This window comes from Dyella sp. 333MFSha (assembly GCF_900102405.1).
Classification (GTDB): domain Bacteria; phylum Pseudomonadota; class Gammaproteobacteria; order Xanthomonadales; family Rhodanobacteraceae; genus Luteibacter; species Luteibacter mycovicinus.
This window is the reverse complement of record NZ_FNBR01000002.1, coordinates 1314438-1330973: the sequence shown is the minus strand read 5'-3', so window position 1 is coordinate 1330973 and position 16536 is coordinate 1314438. Positions and strand designations below refer to the sequence as shown.

Annotated in this window: 13 protein-coding genes; 5 read left to right on the top strand and 8 right to left on the bottom strand. The window is 63.6% G+C overall.

Annotated features, from left to right (window positions below):
- Nucleotides 1-58: 58 nt before the first annotated feature.
- Nucleotides 59-913, bottom strand: a complete 855-nt coding sequence (locus BLT40_RS13110) for a PA4780 family RIO1-like protein kinase (RefSeq protein WP_079521641.1) — start codon at nt 911-913, stop codon at nt 59-61.
- A gap of 85 nt (nt 914-998) precedes the next feature.
- A complete protein-coding gene (locus tag BLT40_RS13105; RefSeq protein WP_090353747.1) occupies nt 999-2009 on the bottom strand; it encodes a zinc-binding alcohol dehydrogenase family protein in 1011 nt (336 codons plus the stop codon).
- A 115-nt stretch (nt 2010-2124) separates the two neighbouring features.
- Between BLT40_RS13105 and BLT40_RS13100 the strand changes: the two genes are divergently transcribed.
- Entirely contained in the window at nt 2125-3024 is a 900-nt protein-coding gene (locus tag BLT40_RS13100) for a LysR family transcriptional regulator (RefSeq protein WP_255364009.1), read from the top strand.
- Between the two features lie 91 nt (nt 3025-3115).
- On the opposite strand, the gene BLT40_RS13095 is transcribed toward BLT40_RS13100, so the two are convergent.
- From BLT40_RS13095 to BLT40_RS13070, 4 genes are all read right to left on the bottom strand, one after another.
- Entirely contained in the window at nt 3116-4489 is a 1374-nt protein-coding gene (locus BLT40_RS13095) for a peptidoglycan-binding domain-containing protein (protein ID WP_143025884.1), read from the bottom strand.
- A 1240-nt stretch (nt 4490-5729) separates the two neighbouring features.
- Nucleotides 5730-6410, bottom strand: a complete 681-nt coding sequence (locus BLT40_RS13080; RefSeq protein ID WP_090353734.1) for a peroxiredoxin-like family protein — start codon at nt 6408-6410, stop codon at nt 5730-5732.
- 13 nt (nt 6411-6423) lie between these two features.
- On the bottom strand, nt 6424-7191 hold the full coding sequence (locus BLT40_RS13075) for an enoyl-CoA hydratase/isomerase family protein (RefSeq protein ID WP_090353731.1): 768 nt from the start codon (nt 7189-7191) through the stop codon (nt 6424-6426).
- A gap of 34 nt (nt 7192-7225) precedes the next feature.
- Nucleotides 7226-7858, bottom strand: coding sequence for a glutathione S-transferase family protein (locus BLT40_RS13070; RefSeq protein WP_090353729.1), 633 nt, complete (start codon nt 7856-7858; stop codon nt 7226-7228).
- Nucleotides 7859-7984: 126 nt separating this feature from the next.
- Between BLT40_RS13070 and BLT40_RS13065 the strand changes: the two genes are divergently transcribed.
- Together BLT40_RS13065 and BLT40_RS13060 are read left to right on the top strand one after the other, a co-directional pair.
- Nucleotides 7985-8866, top strand: coding sequence for a LysR family transcriptional regulator (locus BLT40_RS13065; RefSeq protein WP_090353726.1), 882 nt, complete (start codon nt 7985-7987; stop codon nt 8864-8866).
- Nucleotides 8867-9009: 143 nt separating this feature from the next.
- A complete protein-coding gene (locus BLT40_RS13060; RefSeq protein ID WP_090353723.1) occupies nt 9010-10146 on the top strand; it encodes an FAD-dependent oxidoreductase in 1137 nt (378 codons plus the stop codon).
- A 5-nt stretch (nt 10147-10151) separates the two neighbouring features.
- On the opposite strand, the gene BLT40_RS13055 is transcribed toward BLT40_RS13060, so the two are convergent.
- Complete coding sequence (locus BLT40_RS13055; RefSeq protein ID WP_090353721.1) at nt 10152-13112, bottom strand: autotransporter outer membrane beta-barrel domain-containing protein; 2961 nt, start codon at nt 13110-13112, stop codon at nt 10152-10154.
- A gap of 144 nt (nt 13113-13256) precedes the next feature.
- Nucleotides 13257-14495 (bottom strand): MFS transporter, encoded by a 1239-nt coding sequence (locus tag BLT40_RS13050; protein WP_090353718.1) that lies wholly within the window; start codon nt 14493-14495, stop codon nt 13257-13259.
- A 79-nt stretch (nt 14496-14574) separates the two neighbouring features.
- Between BLT40_RS13050 and BLT40_RS13045 the strand changes: the two genes are divergently transcribed.
- Entirely contained in the window at nt 14575-15342 is a 768-nt protein-coding gene (locus BLT40_RS13045; RefSeq protein ID WP_255364008.1) for an AraC family transcriptional regulator, read from the top strand.
- Between the two features lie 138 nt (nt 15343-15480).
- Entirely contained in the window at nt 15481-16323 is an 843-nt protein-coding gene (gene yghU, locus BLT40_RS13040; protein ID WP_079521633.1) for a glutathione-dependent disulfide-bond oxidoreductase, read from the top strand.
- Nucleotides 16324-16536: the final 213 nt, after the last annotated feature.

The window sequence follows — 16536 nt, the reverse complement described above, 5'->3', positions numbered from 1 at the left end:
TCGCGCCCCGGGCAGCATGCACTTCTCCGCCTGTCACGGCCACGGCTGAACAAGCAACCTAGTCTTCTTCCGCCGCCTCACGTCCCTGCTGGCGGATCAGCGCCTCTTCCCGGGCGTCATTGATCGACTGCCGGATACTGTCGAGATCGACTTCGCTTTCATCCGGTTCGAAATGGCCCGTCAGCTCGGTATCGGGGCGGAGTTCGCCAGCCTGGAACAAAGCCCACATCTCCTCGCCGTACCACGTCTCCAGCAACTCCGGCGCCGAACGCCCAAGGTAGGCCGTGAGATTGTTGACGTCACGCAGGAGCATCGTGCGCGCCGCATTGTTGCCCGCCGCACTGACGACCTGCGGAAAATCGATGACCACCGGGCCATCCGGCCCGACAAGCACGTTGTACGCGGAGAGATCACCGTGGATCAGTCCGGAGCACAGCATCAGCACGACCTGTCTGACCAGAATCCGGTGATATTCCAGGGCATCCGCGGCGCTGAGATCGACCTCGCCCAGACGGGGCGCTGACAGGCCATCGGCATCGGTAACCAGCTCCATCACCAGCACGCCGTGGAAATACCCAAACGGTTCGGGGACGCGAACGCCTGCGTCGCGCAACTGGTAGAGCGCGTCGACCTCGGCGTTCTTCCAGGCGACTTCCTGCTGCTTGCGGCCGTACTTGCTGCCTTTGCCGATAGCGCGCGCCTCGCGGCTGCTGCTTACCTTGCGGCCTTCCTGATACTGGACACGCTGCTGAAAGCTGCGGTGCGCCATGTCCTTATAGACCTTGGCGCAGCGCACGTCGTCGCCACTACGGACGACGTACACCGCCGCCTCCTTGCCACTTTTGAGGGGCCGGAGCACGTCGTCGATGATGCCGTCGTCGATCAACGGCTGCAGGCCTTGGGGGATCTTCAATTTATTTACGGGTCGGTGGCATGGCGGAGACTGCCATTAACCCTTAATTCTCACATTTTCCTGAACTTAGCGCCAATTCCGCGAATTAACGGACCACGACAACCTTGCCGATCATGCTTCCGGCTTCGACGAGGGCATGCGCCTTGATCAGACCCGCGGCATCGAAACCGTCGATGCGCTGCGTGAGCGTGTGCACCAGGTCACCGCGATCGACGAGTTCGGCGACACGGCGAAGCAACGCATGCTGTCGCGCGATGGTTCGGGTAGTGAAGATCGGCCGGGTATACATGAGTTCCCAATGGATCGAGATGGACTTGTTCTTGAACGGCCCGATATCCAGGGCCTTAGGATCGTCGATCAGCGCGAACTTGCCCTCCGGCCGTATGACGGCGGCAATCTGCGGGACGTAGACGGCGCTGGCATTCAGACCGGCGACGTAGTCGACGCTCTCGATACCCAGCGCTTTGAGCTGGTCTTCCCACGGCTGGCTGTGATCGATGACGTGATGCGCGCCATGCTGCAGAACCCAATCGCGTGTTTCAGCGCGGGACGCCGTACCGATCACCGTCACACCGGTCAGCCGACGCGCAAGCTGGGTCAGGATCGAACCGACACCACCGGCGGCTCCGGTCACCAGCAGCACCTGATTCTCGGTGGGGTCGGCCTCGTGGATACGCAGGCGGTCGAACAGCAATTCCCATGCGGTGATCGCGGTCAGCGGGAGCGACGCCGCCTCGGCGAAGTCCAATGACGTCGGCATCGGGCCGACGACCCGCTCGTCGACGGCCTGCAACTCGCTGTTGCTCCCCGGACGCGTGATATCACCCGCGTACCAGACCCGGTCGCCCGGCTTGAAGCGCGTGGCCAACGGTCCGGTCGCACGAACGATGCCTGCCGCGTCCCAGCCGATGATGCGCGCGCCGTCCGAGGGGACGTCGCCATGCTTGCGAACTTTGGTATCGACCGGATTGACAGATACGGCCCGCACCTCGACAAGGATGTCGTGGTCACGCGGCGTCGGCTCGGGGACCTCGATGTCCTGAAACGCCTGCGGATGGTCGATCGTCTGATTGCTGTAGAAGCCGATGGCTTTCATGGGTGCACCCTTCTGTTAGCGAGGAGCACATTGTGTCTTTACGTGGATTCAGGAAAAATCCCCAATCATCGTTAACACTTTCTGCGAAATCACGATAATGATCCGGCTCGATGATGTGCAGATATTCGTTCAGACCGTGGACGCGGGCACCTTCTCCGAGGCCGCCCGGCAGCTCAATATCGCGCCGGGTCTGGCGAGCGTTGCGGTACAGCGGCTGGAAAAGGCCGTTGAGGCCCGGCTCTTCACCCGCTCGACCCGCAGCATGCAGCTCTCCGAAGACGGCGAACGCTATCTCCCGCATGCCCGGGCGATGCTCGAAGCCCAGCTTCAGGGCAAGCAGGCCCTGGCGCATGCGCAGGAGGCGCTGTCGGGAACGCTGCGTCTGTCCGTCTCATCCGACCTGGGCCGCAATCTGCTGCTGGGCTGGCTGGATACGTTTCAGCACCGGCACCCCGGCCTGTCGTTGCATGTGCGCCTGAGCGACCGACTCGCCGACCTCGTGAAGCATCCCGTCGACGCCGCAGTGCGCTACGGCCCGTTATCGGACTCGTCGCTGGTAGCCATGCCGCTGATCGAGAACAATCGGCGCGCGCTCTGCGCTTCGCCCGCTTACCTGGAACGTCACGGCACACCCTCGGGCGTGGACGACCTGCGCAGGCACAACTGCCTGCGTTTCGTCTGGAGCGAGCAGGTCCACGAGCGCTGGCGGTTCACCCTGCCTGGCGGCGATAAGACGGTGACCGTAACGGGCAACCGCGTCAGCGATGACGCGGATGCCGTACGACGCTGGGCCGTGGCGGCTGAAGGCCTGATCTATAAGTCGCGACTGGACTTGATCAATGACATTGCCTCCGGTCGTCTGCGCGAGATATTTCCGCATGCCCACTGCGAGCCGTCACCGCTCAATCTCGTATGTGCGCACCGGTCGCGACTGACCCCGGCGATCACGCAGTTGAGGGATTTTCTGCGTGATCGATGTGAGGAGCTGGCGGCTAGCCTTCCGGCCGCCGTCTAACCATTTAGCAGCTTGCAGCTCTGACCGATGAGCCGTGAAGTCGAGGCCAGTGCGTTCGGCACCAGACTAACGCCTCCGAGATAAGAAGCTTCTATCGCTGAAGATTCATGGCGGGAGCTTGATGAGGCTGGCCATCCAGAACATCCTGACGAATCTGCTGCTGTTGCTGTTGCTGCTGCGCCCGATCTTGGTGTTGCTGAAATTGCAGCATGGCCGCGGGCCAAGCGGCGGAACTGAGTTCCACGGGTGTATTTACAGCACTGACTGTGTCCACGCTCGCGTGCTGCATAGTGTGACCACTTAACTGTCCCCCCAGCCCCTGCCCGGCCCATAAACGACTTGCGTCTTCGTTAAATGCCAAGCTATCTATACGCGAGAGACCCTGGGCCCTCGCCTCGACGGTCAGGGCGCATGCCAAGTTATCGCTACGTTGATCGGGAACGCGGCCGCAATCTCGATCAAGGCGATGGACTTGGTCACGCGTTCGTAAATAGAAGCCGTTATCAGGATGCGCAGGCGAATCTAGCCGTTGCGACTCCGAAGATCGAGCTTGATAAGTCGTTGCTCTGCCGCGCGCAACGATCTGATCATTCACGGCGACCAAATCTTGAGGGCTGGCCGCACCAGTTACCGGACGCCCTGCCGCGCGCTGGAACGATTCCAAAGCCTCTTTAGTCGCCCGTCCAAAATGTCCGTCGGGCACGATCGCTCGACCATCGTTTGTAAGATAGCCAAGCTCCGCGAGCTTGGTTTGGAGGTCATTTACCCGGTCGCCACTTCCCCCCACCTTCAGAGGTCGCGCTTCGCGCTCTAATTGTCCGATTTCCGCCTGAGTTGCCGGCACACCAGTTGAATCGAACTTAACAAGGGCTTCCTTCTCTGCCTGCATTCGAAACTCGAGGTTTTGCTGAATGCGCCCCGATGACCGATGAAAATCCTGATTCACATGGCGCAGCTTTGTATCGTGAGTGGCCTCAATAAGATCTTTATCTGAAACTTGCCCCAAGTCGTATCCGTCTCCGAAGCGCTCGCGCAGCCCGCGGTCGATTATCCCTGTCGTATTGCCGCGATACTGGACGGACATGCTCCAAACCATATCCTGCACGGCGGGACCGCGAGAACTCAAATCAAGGCCTGCATTAGCGAGCCGCGTCATCTGCGGGTCGTAATGGGTAGTTTTGATAAAGTCATGCTGACTGGTGCCGAAGGCCGGTTCATCGCGCGCCAGCCGAGACCACACTTCATCAAATGCCTCAGTCGCAGGAACTCGGCCTTCAAACTGCGACTTGTAAGCGGACCAGTTGACGTACTCGGTCGCGGTCCCCACAGCGCTGGACAACTGATATGTTCCGTAAGAAACCCCGCCGTGATCGCCCGCTCCACCTGATATGGTACCCGGTCCGGCCACGCCACTTTCGAAGTACGACGACGTTTGACCCAACGTCCATGCTGATTGATTACTCACGTAATTCTCCTTGTAAGTCAGTTCATTTGATGCGCGACTCTAAATCGGTAGCTCGCTTAGCTGTCTCGCCTACAAGACAGTCTGCGGATGCCACCTCCTGCCCCTGGCCCGAATCAGGTTCCGGCGCGCAATAGCGCTCCTTATGTTCGATCCATTGGCGTTCCTCATCTCGCAAGGCGTTTCGCTGCGGCTGGGCCAGCGTCTTCATGAGATTCTTGTACGACACGTTGAGACGCTTATCCTGGAAGTCGTATTCCAGCCGACTACACCTAAGCATCGTAGGCGTTACGCTGCCACTTTCGTTAAGACAACGTTGATATGACGGTCTAATTTTGATGGCGGCACTCTCGGCAACGACATCATCACCGGCGGAATCAGCAACTTTCGCAGCGTTACCCACGAGAGGCACTAGCGCGAACGCTAGGCATGAAAACATTCGTCCCGGCATCTCGCGAATCCTTACGGTGATAGGCATGACGAATCATAGCTCGACGAACGCCTTTACCCAAAGCACCAAACCGGCAACACCGCATGCCCTACAGACAACCCCAAGTTGTTTGATACGGCCACCACGTTGCCTGCGTCGATGCTCTTCACAGCCTCGCGGGCAGCCATGCGCAATGAGGTGAAAGTCGCGAGCCAGTGGTGCTAAGAACATCCCTGACCCGCTAACCACTACCAACTCAGGAACAGTCGATATGGCTACCACCGATCATACGGCACCCGCTCGCCCGTCGGAGCCCCCGGCGACAAACCCATCGGTCTCCAGACCGTCTGCGTATCCCGCTTACACGGTTGAAGATCCGCGGCGCCAGCTCGTTTTCTGAGTATTTTCTGGCTGCCGTCGCCACATACTTCGTCAATCACCAAGTCCGGCGCCCGGTCATGGGCAGCTGATCAAACCGCGAATCCGTTTGATCCGCGGCACGCCGTGCCATGTCCGGCGTGCCGCACCTCGATAGTGGTCGGCTTAGGCAAGGAGAACGTTATGGAGCATCGCGTCACCTACCACACGGATCCGGAGACGAACCCGCATGACCTCATGAACGAAGCGGCGTAGTGGCTTCAGTACGCGCGGGGTCTTGCTGGGCTTCTGGCCGATCTGATCCACGAGGCGGAATCCGTCGACTGCCAACGGATGGCACTGGGGCGGTAAGCGCCCTTCGCACATGGGCATTCAGTGCATGGCCCAGGCACACGTCCGCATGTGCTGGGAGCAATCGACGTCGCACACGCCGGGTCAGGCTTTTGCCTGCGCAGCATTCGCCTGTCGCAGCGCCGGCAGCATGTCCTGCGGGTCAGGACGACGCGTGTAATCCGGATTGACTTCGGCATACAGGATCGTTCCGTCGCGATCGATGACGTAACGTGCCGGCATGGGCAGCGTCCAGCTCGGATCGCCATTGAACGCGGGCAGGTCATTCTTCAGACCCCGGTACAACTCGATCAGATAGTCCGGCATCTGGAAACGCAGGCCGAACGCATCTGCCACATCGTTATGGCCGTCCGACAGAATCGGAAAACTTAGCTCGTTCTGCCGCGACGATTTCCGGCTGCTGGCAGGAAGCTGTGGCGAGATGGCGACCAGTTTCGCGCCCAACGCCGCGAACTCCGGCAGCGCGGCCTGCAGCGCCTGCAATTCCATATTGCAGTACGGGCACCACACGCCCCGGTAAAAGCTGATCACCAGCGACCCGGTGCGAAGGAGGTCGTCCGAGGACACCGGCCTGCCATCGGGATCGGGAAGGGTAAAGGCCGGTGCTTTGTCGCCCGCCTTCAGGGCGCGGGTGGCCGCGCCGGATGCGATCAGCTCGGCGGTGGCGCGATGCATGGTTTCAATGACCGTATAGGGGACGCTGTACGGCGGCTTGCCGGCTTCGAAGTCGGCCTTGAAGGCGTCGAGTCGTTCTTGCAGGGACATGGCGTTGTTCTCCTTAAGCCTGAGTCATCGAACGGGCGACTTCCGCCGCGCTGATACCTTCCAGTGCCAGGCCGTAGCCCGCACCTTCATCGACGATGCGGCGCAGTTTCTGGGTCAGCGCGATGCGGGTATAACGCGCGGTCAGTGGCGGCAGCGCGGCCAGCGACTCGGCGATTTCACGTGCACGCGGCAGAAGGTCGGCGGCGGGGACCACCTCGTTCACCGCACCCCATTCCTTCGCGGTCTTCGCGTCGAGCACCTGGCGGGTGAGCACGAAGTAGCGGCCGCGCACGCTGCCGATCACTTCGGGCCAGAGCAGGTTCACGCCGTCGCCCGGGACGATGCCGAAATCGAAATGCGGTTTGTCCTGGAAAACGGTCTCGGGCGTTGCCAGTACGATGTCGGCGAGCAGCGCGTATTCGGAGTGCAACAACACCGGACCATTGAGTGCGGCGATCAGCGGCACCTCGATGTCGAGGATGTTCATCAGGACCTTTTTTCCCTCACGGAAAATCTTGTCGTACCCGAGCGGACTGAAGAAGTCGAAACCCTCCGGGCTGATCGCATCCATGAAGGCATCGCCACTGCCGGTGAGAATGACCACGCGGTTCTCCGGATCGGAACCGATGTCGTGGAAGAGATCGACGAACTGCTCATGGGTGTGACCGTTGAACACCAGTTTGTCGCCATCGGTGTGCAATGCGACTTCGAGGACGCCGGTGTCGGAGCGGGTCAGGCGAGCATTGGCGTAGCGGTTGCGGTACGAATCGAAGCGGGACATGTCACGTTTCCTGTGGTGTGCGAGTCGGGAGAGTTCAGGCGGAAGGCACGAGCGCGTTGATCTTCGCGATGGCGCGCTGAGTAGCGGGTCGGCTTGCAACGGCGTCGTACCAGCGGGCTACGTGTGGCGTGGTGTCGAATGAGACACCGGCGAATTCGCGGCGCCAGAGCCAGCCGAAGTGCGCGATGTCGGCAATGGAGTAGTCGTCACCGGCGACGAAGGGGCGCAGCGCGAGCACGCTGTCGAGCATGCCCAGCGTGCGCTGCGCTTCTTTGCTGAAGCGCTCGATAGCGAGGGGCTGCGGCTCGGCCGCCTGGCGCTGGAAGAAACCACTCTGACCGAAGGCCGGGCCGAGACCGGATGCGTGGAAGAACAGCTGCTCGAAGACGCGGGCTCGTGCTTCGCCCGTTGCCGGGAGAAGCTTGCCCTCACGTTCGGCGAGGTAAACCAGGATGGCGGCAGACTCGGTCAGCACCAGCGTCTCTCCGGCCCTGGCGTCGATCAGCACCGGCACCTTGCCGTTCGGATTGAGGGCGAGGAAGGTGGGAGCGCGCTGCTCGCCCTGTTTGACGTTGACGCCATGCAGTTCGTAGTCGAGCCCGAGTTCCTCAAGGGCGACAGGCACCTTGATGCTGTTGGGGGTGGCGAAGGCGTGGACGTGAAACATGCGATGGGCTCCTCGGAGGGTTCTGAGCAGCATCTGTTTGCCGCCGGATGAGCACATGGTGGCCCTGCGCCCATCGACACGGCAGATGGCGCGAAGCGATAATGCTCATTCCTTTGAGGAATACCCATGGATCGCTTTCAGGCCATGACCGCCTTCGTCCGGGTAGTCGACACCGGCTCGTTTTCCGCCGCGGCGCGCCTGCTGCACGTCGGCCAGCCCGCTGTGTCCAAGACGGTGGCGCAGCTGGAAGACCGGCTCGGCGTCCGCCTGTTGAACCGCTCGACCCACGGCCTCAGCCCGACCGAGGCGGGACTTCGCTTTTACGAACGGGCTACCGCCTCGCTGCAGGAGGCTGACGAGGCGGAACTGGCGGCGCGCGACGCGAGCCTCGGGCTGTCGGGCCGGTTGCGCGTTTCGGCGGCGACGACGTTCGCCCGTCTGCATGTCGTGCCTCACCTGCCCCGTTTCCTCGCGGACCATCCGGAACTGCAGGTCGACATGATTCTCGACGACCGCGTCATTGACCTCGTGGCGGAGGGCGTGGATCTGTCGCTGCGCATGGGTACGCTGAACGACTCCGGCGCCGTCGCACAGAAGCTGGCGACGGGTGGACGCTCGCTCCTCGCGACACCGGCTTACCTCAAACGTGCGGGCGAGCCGAAGCGACCGGCCGACCTGGCGGACTATCAGGTCATCGCTGGCAGCCAGTTCGTCGGGGCATGGGCATTCACGCGTGACGGTACCGAAGTTTCCGTGCAAGTCAGCGGTCGCGCGCGCTTCAGCGCCGCCGAAGGTATCCGCGCTGCCGTGCTCGCGGGCATGGGGCTGACCGTCGCCTCGGACTGGATGTTTGCCGACGAGATCGCCAGCGGCACGGTCAAGCGCGTGCTGACCGACTGGACGCTGCCATCCATCGATCTGTGGGCCGTCTATCCGTCGGGCCGGCTGGCCAGCGCGAAAGCCAGGCAGTTCGCTTCGTTCGTGCAGGGAGCACTGGCTGGCCATTAACGAAAGCCCGTGCGATCCTTCGCCCACGAAGACCGCGAAAAACGGCTGCCACGTCCCGATCGGGGCAGCCGAATACACGTCACCCCGCTTTCGCGTGGTCGGCCAGCGTTCCCACCGATATCCGTCGGCCTCAGGAGCGCGCCATGACTATCCAGCACACCTCACGCATCGCCATTGTCGGCGCCGGCCTCGGCGGTCTCACCCTCGCACGCGTGCTGCACATCAACGGCATTGCTTCGACCATCGTCGAAGCCGAAACATCGGCGACGGCGAGAGCTCAGGGCCGCTTGCTCGACATCCACGCGTACAACGGTCAGATCGGCCTGAAGGCGGCCGGTCTCTACGAGGCGTTTCTCGCGCTCGCCCTCCCGGGAGAGGATGCGAAGCGCATCGTCGACAGGAACGGCGAGGTTCTGCTCGATAAACCGGGGTCGCCCGACACGGCGCGGCCCGAGGTCGATCGTGGCGCGCTGCGCCAGCTGCTGATCGATTCCTTGCCGGACGACACCATCCAGTGGGGCCGCAAGCTGACGCGGGCGAGCCGCCTTGGCGATGGCCAGCACGAGCTCGTCTTCGCGGACGGTTCGACCATGACCACTGACCTGTTGGTCGGTGCCGATGGCGCCTGGTCGAAGGTCCGGCCACTGCTGTCTTCCGCCAGGCCCGCGTACGTCGGCACCACCTTCGTCGAGTTACGCCTGTTCGCTGGGGATACGACACACAGAGTCAGCGCCGGGGCCATCGGCAACGGTACGCTGATGGCGGTTCAACCAGGCGAGGGCATCCTCGCGCACCGATATGCCGACGGAACGCTGCATACCTATGTCGCGTTGAACCGGCCGGAAACATGGATCGACGCTCTCGACTTCACCGAGCCAAAGGAAGCGCTCCGCCGTGTGGCGGAAGCCTTCGAAGGTTGGGCGCCGTCGCTGAGAGCTCTGGTCACCGACAGCGACACGCTTCCCATCGTGCGCGCGATCCACGCATTGCCGATCGATCACCGCTGGGCGCGCCTCGAAGGCGTGACCTTGCTGGGCGATGCCGCCCACCTGATGTCGCCCTTCGCGGGCGAAGGCGCGAACCTCGCCATCCTCGACGGCGCCGAGCTGGCTCTGGCGCTACGCGAGCATCGGGGTGACATCGAGGCCGCGCTCACCGCCTATGAAGCAGCGCTCTTCCCTCGCAGTGCGCACTTCGCCGCGCTGACGGCACACAACCATCGGCGCTTCTTCGGCGACGACGCACCACACAGCGTCGTCGAGCTGTTCAGCGCACACTGACCGCCTCAGAACGCGAGCGCCAGCGACGCCTGCGCCACGTTGTCGTTCAGCCCCTTACCCGAGTGTTCGTGGCGCACGTCGAGCCGAAGATGCAATCCGTTGAGGAACCGGGCCTCCGCGCCCACGGTATAGCGGCTGACGTTGCGCATCGCGCGCGTCGACAGACTCGTGTCGTCCATGGCGATCCGCGGCGAGTGGTTGTTGTGGATACGGTCGTAACCCGCATACGGCATCCAGTGCGTATCGCCGATCTGTCGCAGGTCGCCCGCCACCTGCAGGCCCGCAAGCACCTGCGTGTTCGGACGGCTGTCGAACCGGACGCGCGTAGCGCCCGCCTCGACGTGCTGCTCGCGCTGCAGCCGGCTTTGGGCGGCGGCCATATGCGGACGGAACACGATCGCCTTGTCGCCGCCCATCGGCCAGCGACTGTCATAGGCACCCTCGACCGTGAGATCGGCGGAGGTGAGCCGGTAGCTCTCGGACGGCAGACCTTGTCCGTGCACTTCGTTGCGGTAACGTGCGCCCGAAAGTTCCGCCGTCGCCGAGAAGCCGGACAGGCCCTGCGGATTCTGTCGGTAATCCGCGTAGACGCCCAGCTGCGTCCCCCTGGTTCGACCTGTGGCGTGGAAGCCGGTCAGCGGCGAGCGCGTCGACGTATGGGTATCGCCGAAACCGACGCGAGCGCCGATCGCCAGATGGTCACCGACCATCGCACCCGCGCCCGCCTGGACGACATTGTCCTGTGCCGCGATCGTGCCGCCGTCGGCACTGGCCTCGTAACGACGGTCGCTATGCTGGTTTGTCATCCACACGGAGCCACGCATATCCCAGTCTTCCGGCATGGCACCGACCAGACGGTTGCCCAGCCAGCGACCCTCCTGAAACATCGATCGTGCGGCGACGGACTGGGCCAGGTAAATGTTGCCTTCGGGGCGGATCGCGTTGATCTCCGGAGGCTGCGGGGCATCCGTCGGCGATACGGGGGGCGTAGCCGGTGTGACGACAACCGGGGGCGGCGTCGCCGTGTCGCCGGGCGGCGTGGGCACTGCCGGTACATCCGGAGTCGAACCGGCACCGGGATCGGGCGTCGCAGGCGGCGTGACCGGCGTCGTGGGCACCGGCGTCAGCGTGCTGCTCAGGTACCAGTTCTTGCTGGCGGCCACACCATGGGTGGTACCGCGCCGCACGAAGTAATCGTATGCGCCCGCGACGACGCGGCCTTCCTGCACGAACTCGCCGCCGGACGTACCGTCGACCTGCGCCAGCAGGTGGCCGTCCTGACTCGAAGGCGTACCCGCGATCAGTCCGCCCGGACCGCCCGCGTTCGCGATGGCGACGATGGACGTGCCCGTGGTGTTGCCGTGGACGTGCAGCACCGGCGTCCGGGTCGTCGTGTCGTCGCCCAGATAGGTGTTGATCAGCAGCAGGCTCAGATCGTGGCCGGTGTAATCGCCCATGACGTCGAACGTCGTGCCCACGTGCCGCAGTGCGAGCGTGCCCGCATTGTCCAGCGACCCGACCGACATGCCGGCGGTGTTGTCGCCGGACTGGAGGATGGCGCTCTTGCTCACCGCGAAGGCCGCGTTGTCGTTGCGCCCATTGACGACGACCATGCCGCCCAGCACGTTGCCCTTGCCGTGATAGGTGTTGTCGCCGTTGAGCACGAGCGTGCCGTCGCCGGACTTGTCGAAGCCGCCCGCGAGCGTCGTGCTGACGTTACCCAGCGTGGCGGCATCGTTGTTGTAGATGCCGGTGGTGACCGCGTCGGCGCGTTCGTCGCCGATATCGTTGTCGAAGTACGCCACCTGTCCCGCGGGAATGGCCAGCTTGCTCTGGCCCCAGGCGAACTGTTTGTAGCCGCCGATGGCGGCGTCACGATTGACCTCGCCCCAGCCGGTGTTCTCGTCGATATTGTCGGTACCCCGGGGATCGGCCGTCCCGAGGATCACTTCCGTGAGGTTGCGCGCCGTCATCCACGGATAGCGCTGCACGACTTCGGCGGTGACGCCGTTCGCGTTGGGGGCGGACCAGGACGTGCCGGCACCGTTGCTGTAGAGATACCGTCCGTTGGCGGAGCGGATGGGGTTACCGTCCGCGTCGCGTTGCAAGGTGCCCTGAGGGGCCGCCACGCAGTAGTACTTCGTGCCGTGGCACGAGGTGAGGTTGGTCGAGAAATCACCCGTGTACTGATTGGTCCCGGTGACCGGGATGACGTGCCCGAAGTATTTGGTGTCATAGCTCGGCGACATGCCGACAGGAACCGTGCTCGCCCACGATGGGTCGTTGCCGGCGGCAAGCAGCAGCAGGCCGTCGTTGGCCACGACCTTGTCGAGCGCGGCGATTTCCGACGGCTGGAGCGAGCCATACCAGACGAGTTCCGACGCGCTCATCACCCTTGCGTGATACCCGTTGGGATCGCTGGCGACGGCGAAGGTCTGCGCCCAGTTGCTGGTCCAGCCTGTCAGCAATGTCACACCCGGCGCCTGCTGGAGCAGGGTGTAGTTCATCCACGGGCCGTGATTGTTCTTCCTGGCGAGCGCGCCGTAGCCAATACCGCCGGGATCGCTGGCGCTGTCGTAAAGCCCGACGTAATTTCCGTCGACCTTGTAGACATTGTTCTTATAGCCGGACATGTCCGGGTAGTCGCCCTGCGAATCGACGACACCCGGCCCATTGAACGACAGCGGATTGATACCGCCGTCGTAATGAAACACGCGCACGCCGCTGCCATCGATATGCGAGCGCTCGGCATCGGAAGCCTGCTGGTAGATCGACGTCGTCGTCGCGCTCCAGGCGCTGGTCGGCACGGTCGTGGCGACCGCCGCCGTGACGACCAGGCACGCGCCGAGATTGACGGGGCGTCGTGGCGCCTCGGGCTCCTCGGGTGGCTCGCCCGGTACGTATTCGGTGATGACTTCCATGCGCCGCGTTTCGCGGTTCCACTCGATCCGACTGCTGATGTACATGTCGCCCCTGTCCCCTGCCCCTGACGCCAGCCACCTTCACGCCGGACAACAGCGGCGGGGACTTTGCGCATTTTCGGCAAAGTTAGCAAAAACTTGCCAACCGGTACGTGACGGACTGGGCGAAATCGCAACCTGCCCGGACGGCTATGCCAACAGGGAGACATCGGTGTCGGACATCAGGGTCTGCCGCTGACGCAGCCCAGGGAACCAGTGCATCCACAGCGCCGTGACCAGCAGGGTACCCACGCCGCCGACGATCACCGCGGGCACGGCACCCACCCACGCAGCGAGCATGCCCGACTCGAATGCGCCCAGCTGGTTCGATGTATTCACGAAGATCGAATTGATCGCGCCGACACGGCCGCGCATTGCGTCGGGGGTTTCGACCTGAACCAGTGCACTGCGAATCACCATGCTGACCATGTCGAAGCCGCCGAGCAGCACCAGCGCCAGTAAGGACGTCCACAGTTGCGTGGACAAGGCAAACCCGATGGTGGACAGACCGAACCCTGCGACGCAGCCGAACATGAGGTGACCGACGCGCTTGTCGAGCGGATAACGCGCCAGCCACAGACCCACCGCTACCGCTCCGATGGATGGCGCCATGCGCAACATGCCCAGACCTAACGGACCGGTATGCAGGACGTCCTTCGCGAACACCGGCAGCAGCGCCGTCGCGCCACCGAGCAGCACCGCGAACAGATCCAGCGAAATGACACCGACGATGTCGGGACGAGCGCGGATGAAGTGCACGCCGGCGAAAAGGTCCTTGCGTGTGACCGGTATGCGTGGCGCCAGCGCCTGCTGGTAGGGAAGCCGTGTGACCAGCGCCCCCGACACGATCGTCAACAGCGCGGCGATCGCGTAGACCGTCGCCGGCCCGGCGAGGTACAGCAGCCCGCCGAAGACGGGCCCCGCGATCGACGCGAACTCATCCACCGCCGCGCTTGCCGCACTGGCACGGGCCAGTCCGCTTGCGGGCACCAGGCCAGGCACCATGCTCTGAAACGCCGGGCCGCGGATCGCGGCGGCGATGCCACTGATATTGACCAGCGCGAGAACGTCGAGGCGGCTGACCGCACCCGTCGCCGAGCATGCCCACAACCCGGCCAACGCAAGGCAGGCGATCGCCTGTGCCGTCCCCACCAGCAGACGCCGGTCGTAACGGTCGGCCATATGCCCGGCGGGCAACACGAAAATCAGCGACGGAAGAAACCGCGCAAGGCCGATCAGCCCCAGGTCGGACGCACGGCCGGTGGTGGCGTAAAGCTGCCAGGCCACCGCGGTCGCGGCCATCTCGATGGCCACGCCCGAACAACAGAAGGCGATCAGGAAGGCGATCAGCCCTTGGCGGGCAGCCTGCGGAGGAAGGTCTCGGATCATCGGATCGACTCAATGGCGCGCTATCGACGCATCGTGAGGCGTGATGTTAGGGTGCCCTTTTCCAGCCTTCGCGCGGCAAATGGGCACTACCTATCGCAAAAAGGACATGGTCCAGTGCCAGCGGCAGCACTACCCCGCAGGGACGGTGATTCCGGAGCATCGCCACGACTACCACCAGTTGCTATACGCAAAGGACGGCCTGCTGGTGGTGCATTCGCCCGTGGGCCGCTGGGTCGTTCCACCTACCCGCGCCATCTGGATGCCTGCGGGCACCACGCACTCCTCGCGCTGTGTGGGCGACGTCCAGCAACGTAACGTGTCGGTCGAGCTCGAGGCCGGATTCGAGCTGCCCTCCACGCCCTGCGCCGTCGAAGTGGGACCGCTGCTCCGGCAGCTGATGCAGGCGGCGGAGACGGTCACCTACCCTTATGACGAGGACTCCCGGGACGGCCGTGTCATGCGGCTGATCGTGGACGAACTGCAGACGCTGGCCGTACTTCCGCTGCACCTGCCCCACCCTGCGGACGAGCGCCTCGCAGCGATCTGCGCGCACATCACGGCGCACCCGGATGACACCGCGACACTCGAGCAGTGGGCCACGCATACGGCCCTGCATGTAAAAACGATTCAGCGCCTTTTTACCCGCGAGCTCGGTATGACCTTCGGGCAATGGCGGCAGCGATCCCGCCTGCTCGCCGGACTGGAACGTCTGGCGCAGGGCCTGCCGGTGATCGACGTGGCGCTGAGCCTGGGCTATGACAGCCCGAGCGCGTTTTCAGCCATGTTCCGCAAGCACTTCGGGTTGTCGCCTGGTGCGTTTTTCAAACCGACCGGACGGCTTCGTTAGGCAACGGCCCTAGGCCGCGACAGGCGCCTCTACGCTGGCGGCGCGCTCGCCCCACTGGGTTTTCACCGCATGGGTACCCATAGAACGCTGATGCCACGTAGCCAGTCGTGGCCCCCAACCCAGCGGAGCACCATAGCCATGAGTGACACCACACCGTACGTACCGCCCAAGGTCTGGACCGTGCCGGACACCGGCGGCGGCGCGTTCGCCAACATCAACCGGCCGGTGGCCGGGGCCACGCATGAAGCGCCTCTGCCGGTCGGTGAGCATCCGTTGCAGCTCTACTCTCTGGCTACGCCCAACGGGCAGAAGGTCAGCATCATGCTCGAGGAGCTGCTGGCCCTGGGTCATGCCGGGGCCGAATACGATGCATGGCTGATCCGCATCAACGAGGGCAACCAGTTCGGTTCCGGTTTCGTCGAGGTCAATCCCAACTCCAAGATCCCGGCACTGGTCGACCGCAGCACGCCCACGCCGACGCGCGTGTTCGAATCCGGCGCGATCCTGGTGTATCTGGCCGAGAAGTTCGGCGCGTTGCTGCCGACCGAACCGTCGGCCCGTGCCGAAACCATGAGCTGGTTGTTCTGGCAGATGGGGTCGGCACCGTTCGTCGGCGGCGGTTTCGGTCACTTCTATGCGTATGCGCCGGAAAAGCTGGAATACCCGATCAACCGTTATGCGATGGAGACCAAGCGCCAGCTCGACGTGCTCGATCGCCAGCTGGCGACGCATCGCTACGTGGCGGGCGACGACTACTCGATAGCGGATATCGCCATCTGGCCGTGGTACGGCGGCCTCGTGCTGGGGCAGTTGTATGGCGCCGCGGAGTTCCTCGATGTCGGCACGTACACCCATCTCCAGCGCTGGGCCAGGGAGGTGGCGTCGCGCCGCGCGGTGATCCGCGGCCGGAAAGTGAACCGCGTGATGGGCGATCCCGCCGGCCAGGTGCCCGAGCGGCACCAGGCCAGCGATCTGGACTGACGCTGCGGATGCTGACCCTTGGCCGATAAGCGGGGCACCTTCACATAGTTTTCACCCATGTCAAAGTGGCACGTTCGATGTGGGAATACCGCACTCTTTCGGGCAACATAAAGCGCTTAGCCGTTGACGCTGCATCAGCTGATTAAGGCCATCGCGGCGGGTGCCGCGCGGTCGGTGTTCTCCACGCGCAGGGCGTGAAGACGATCAGTGGCT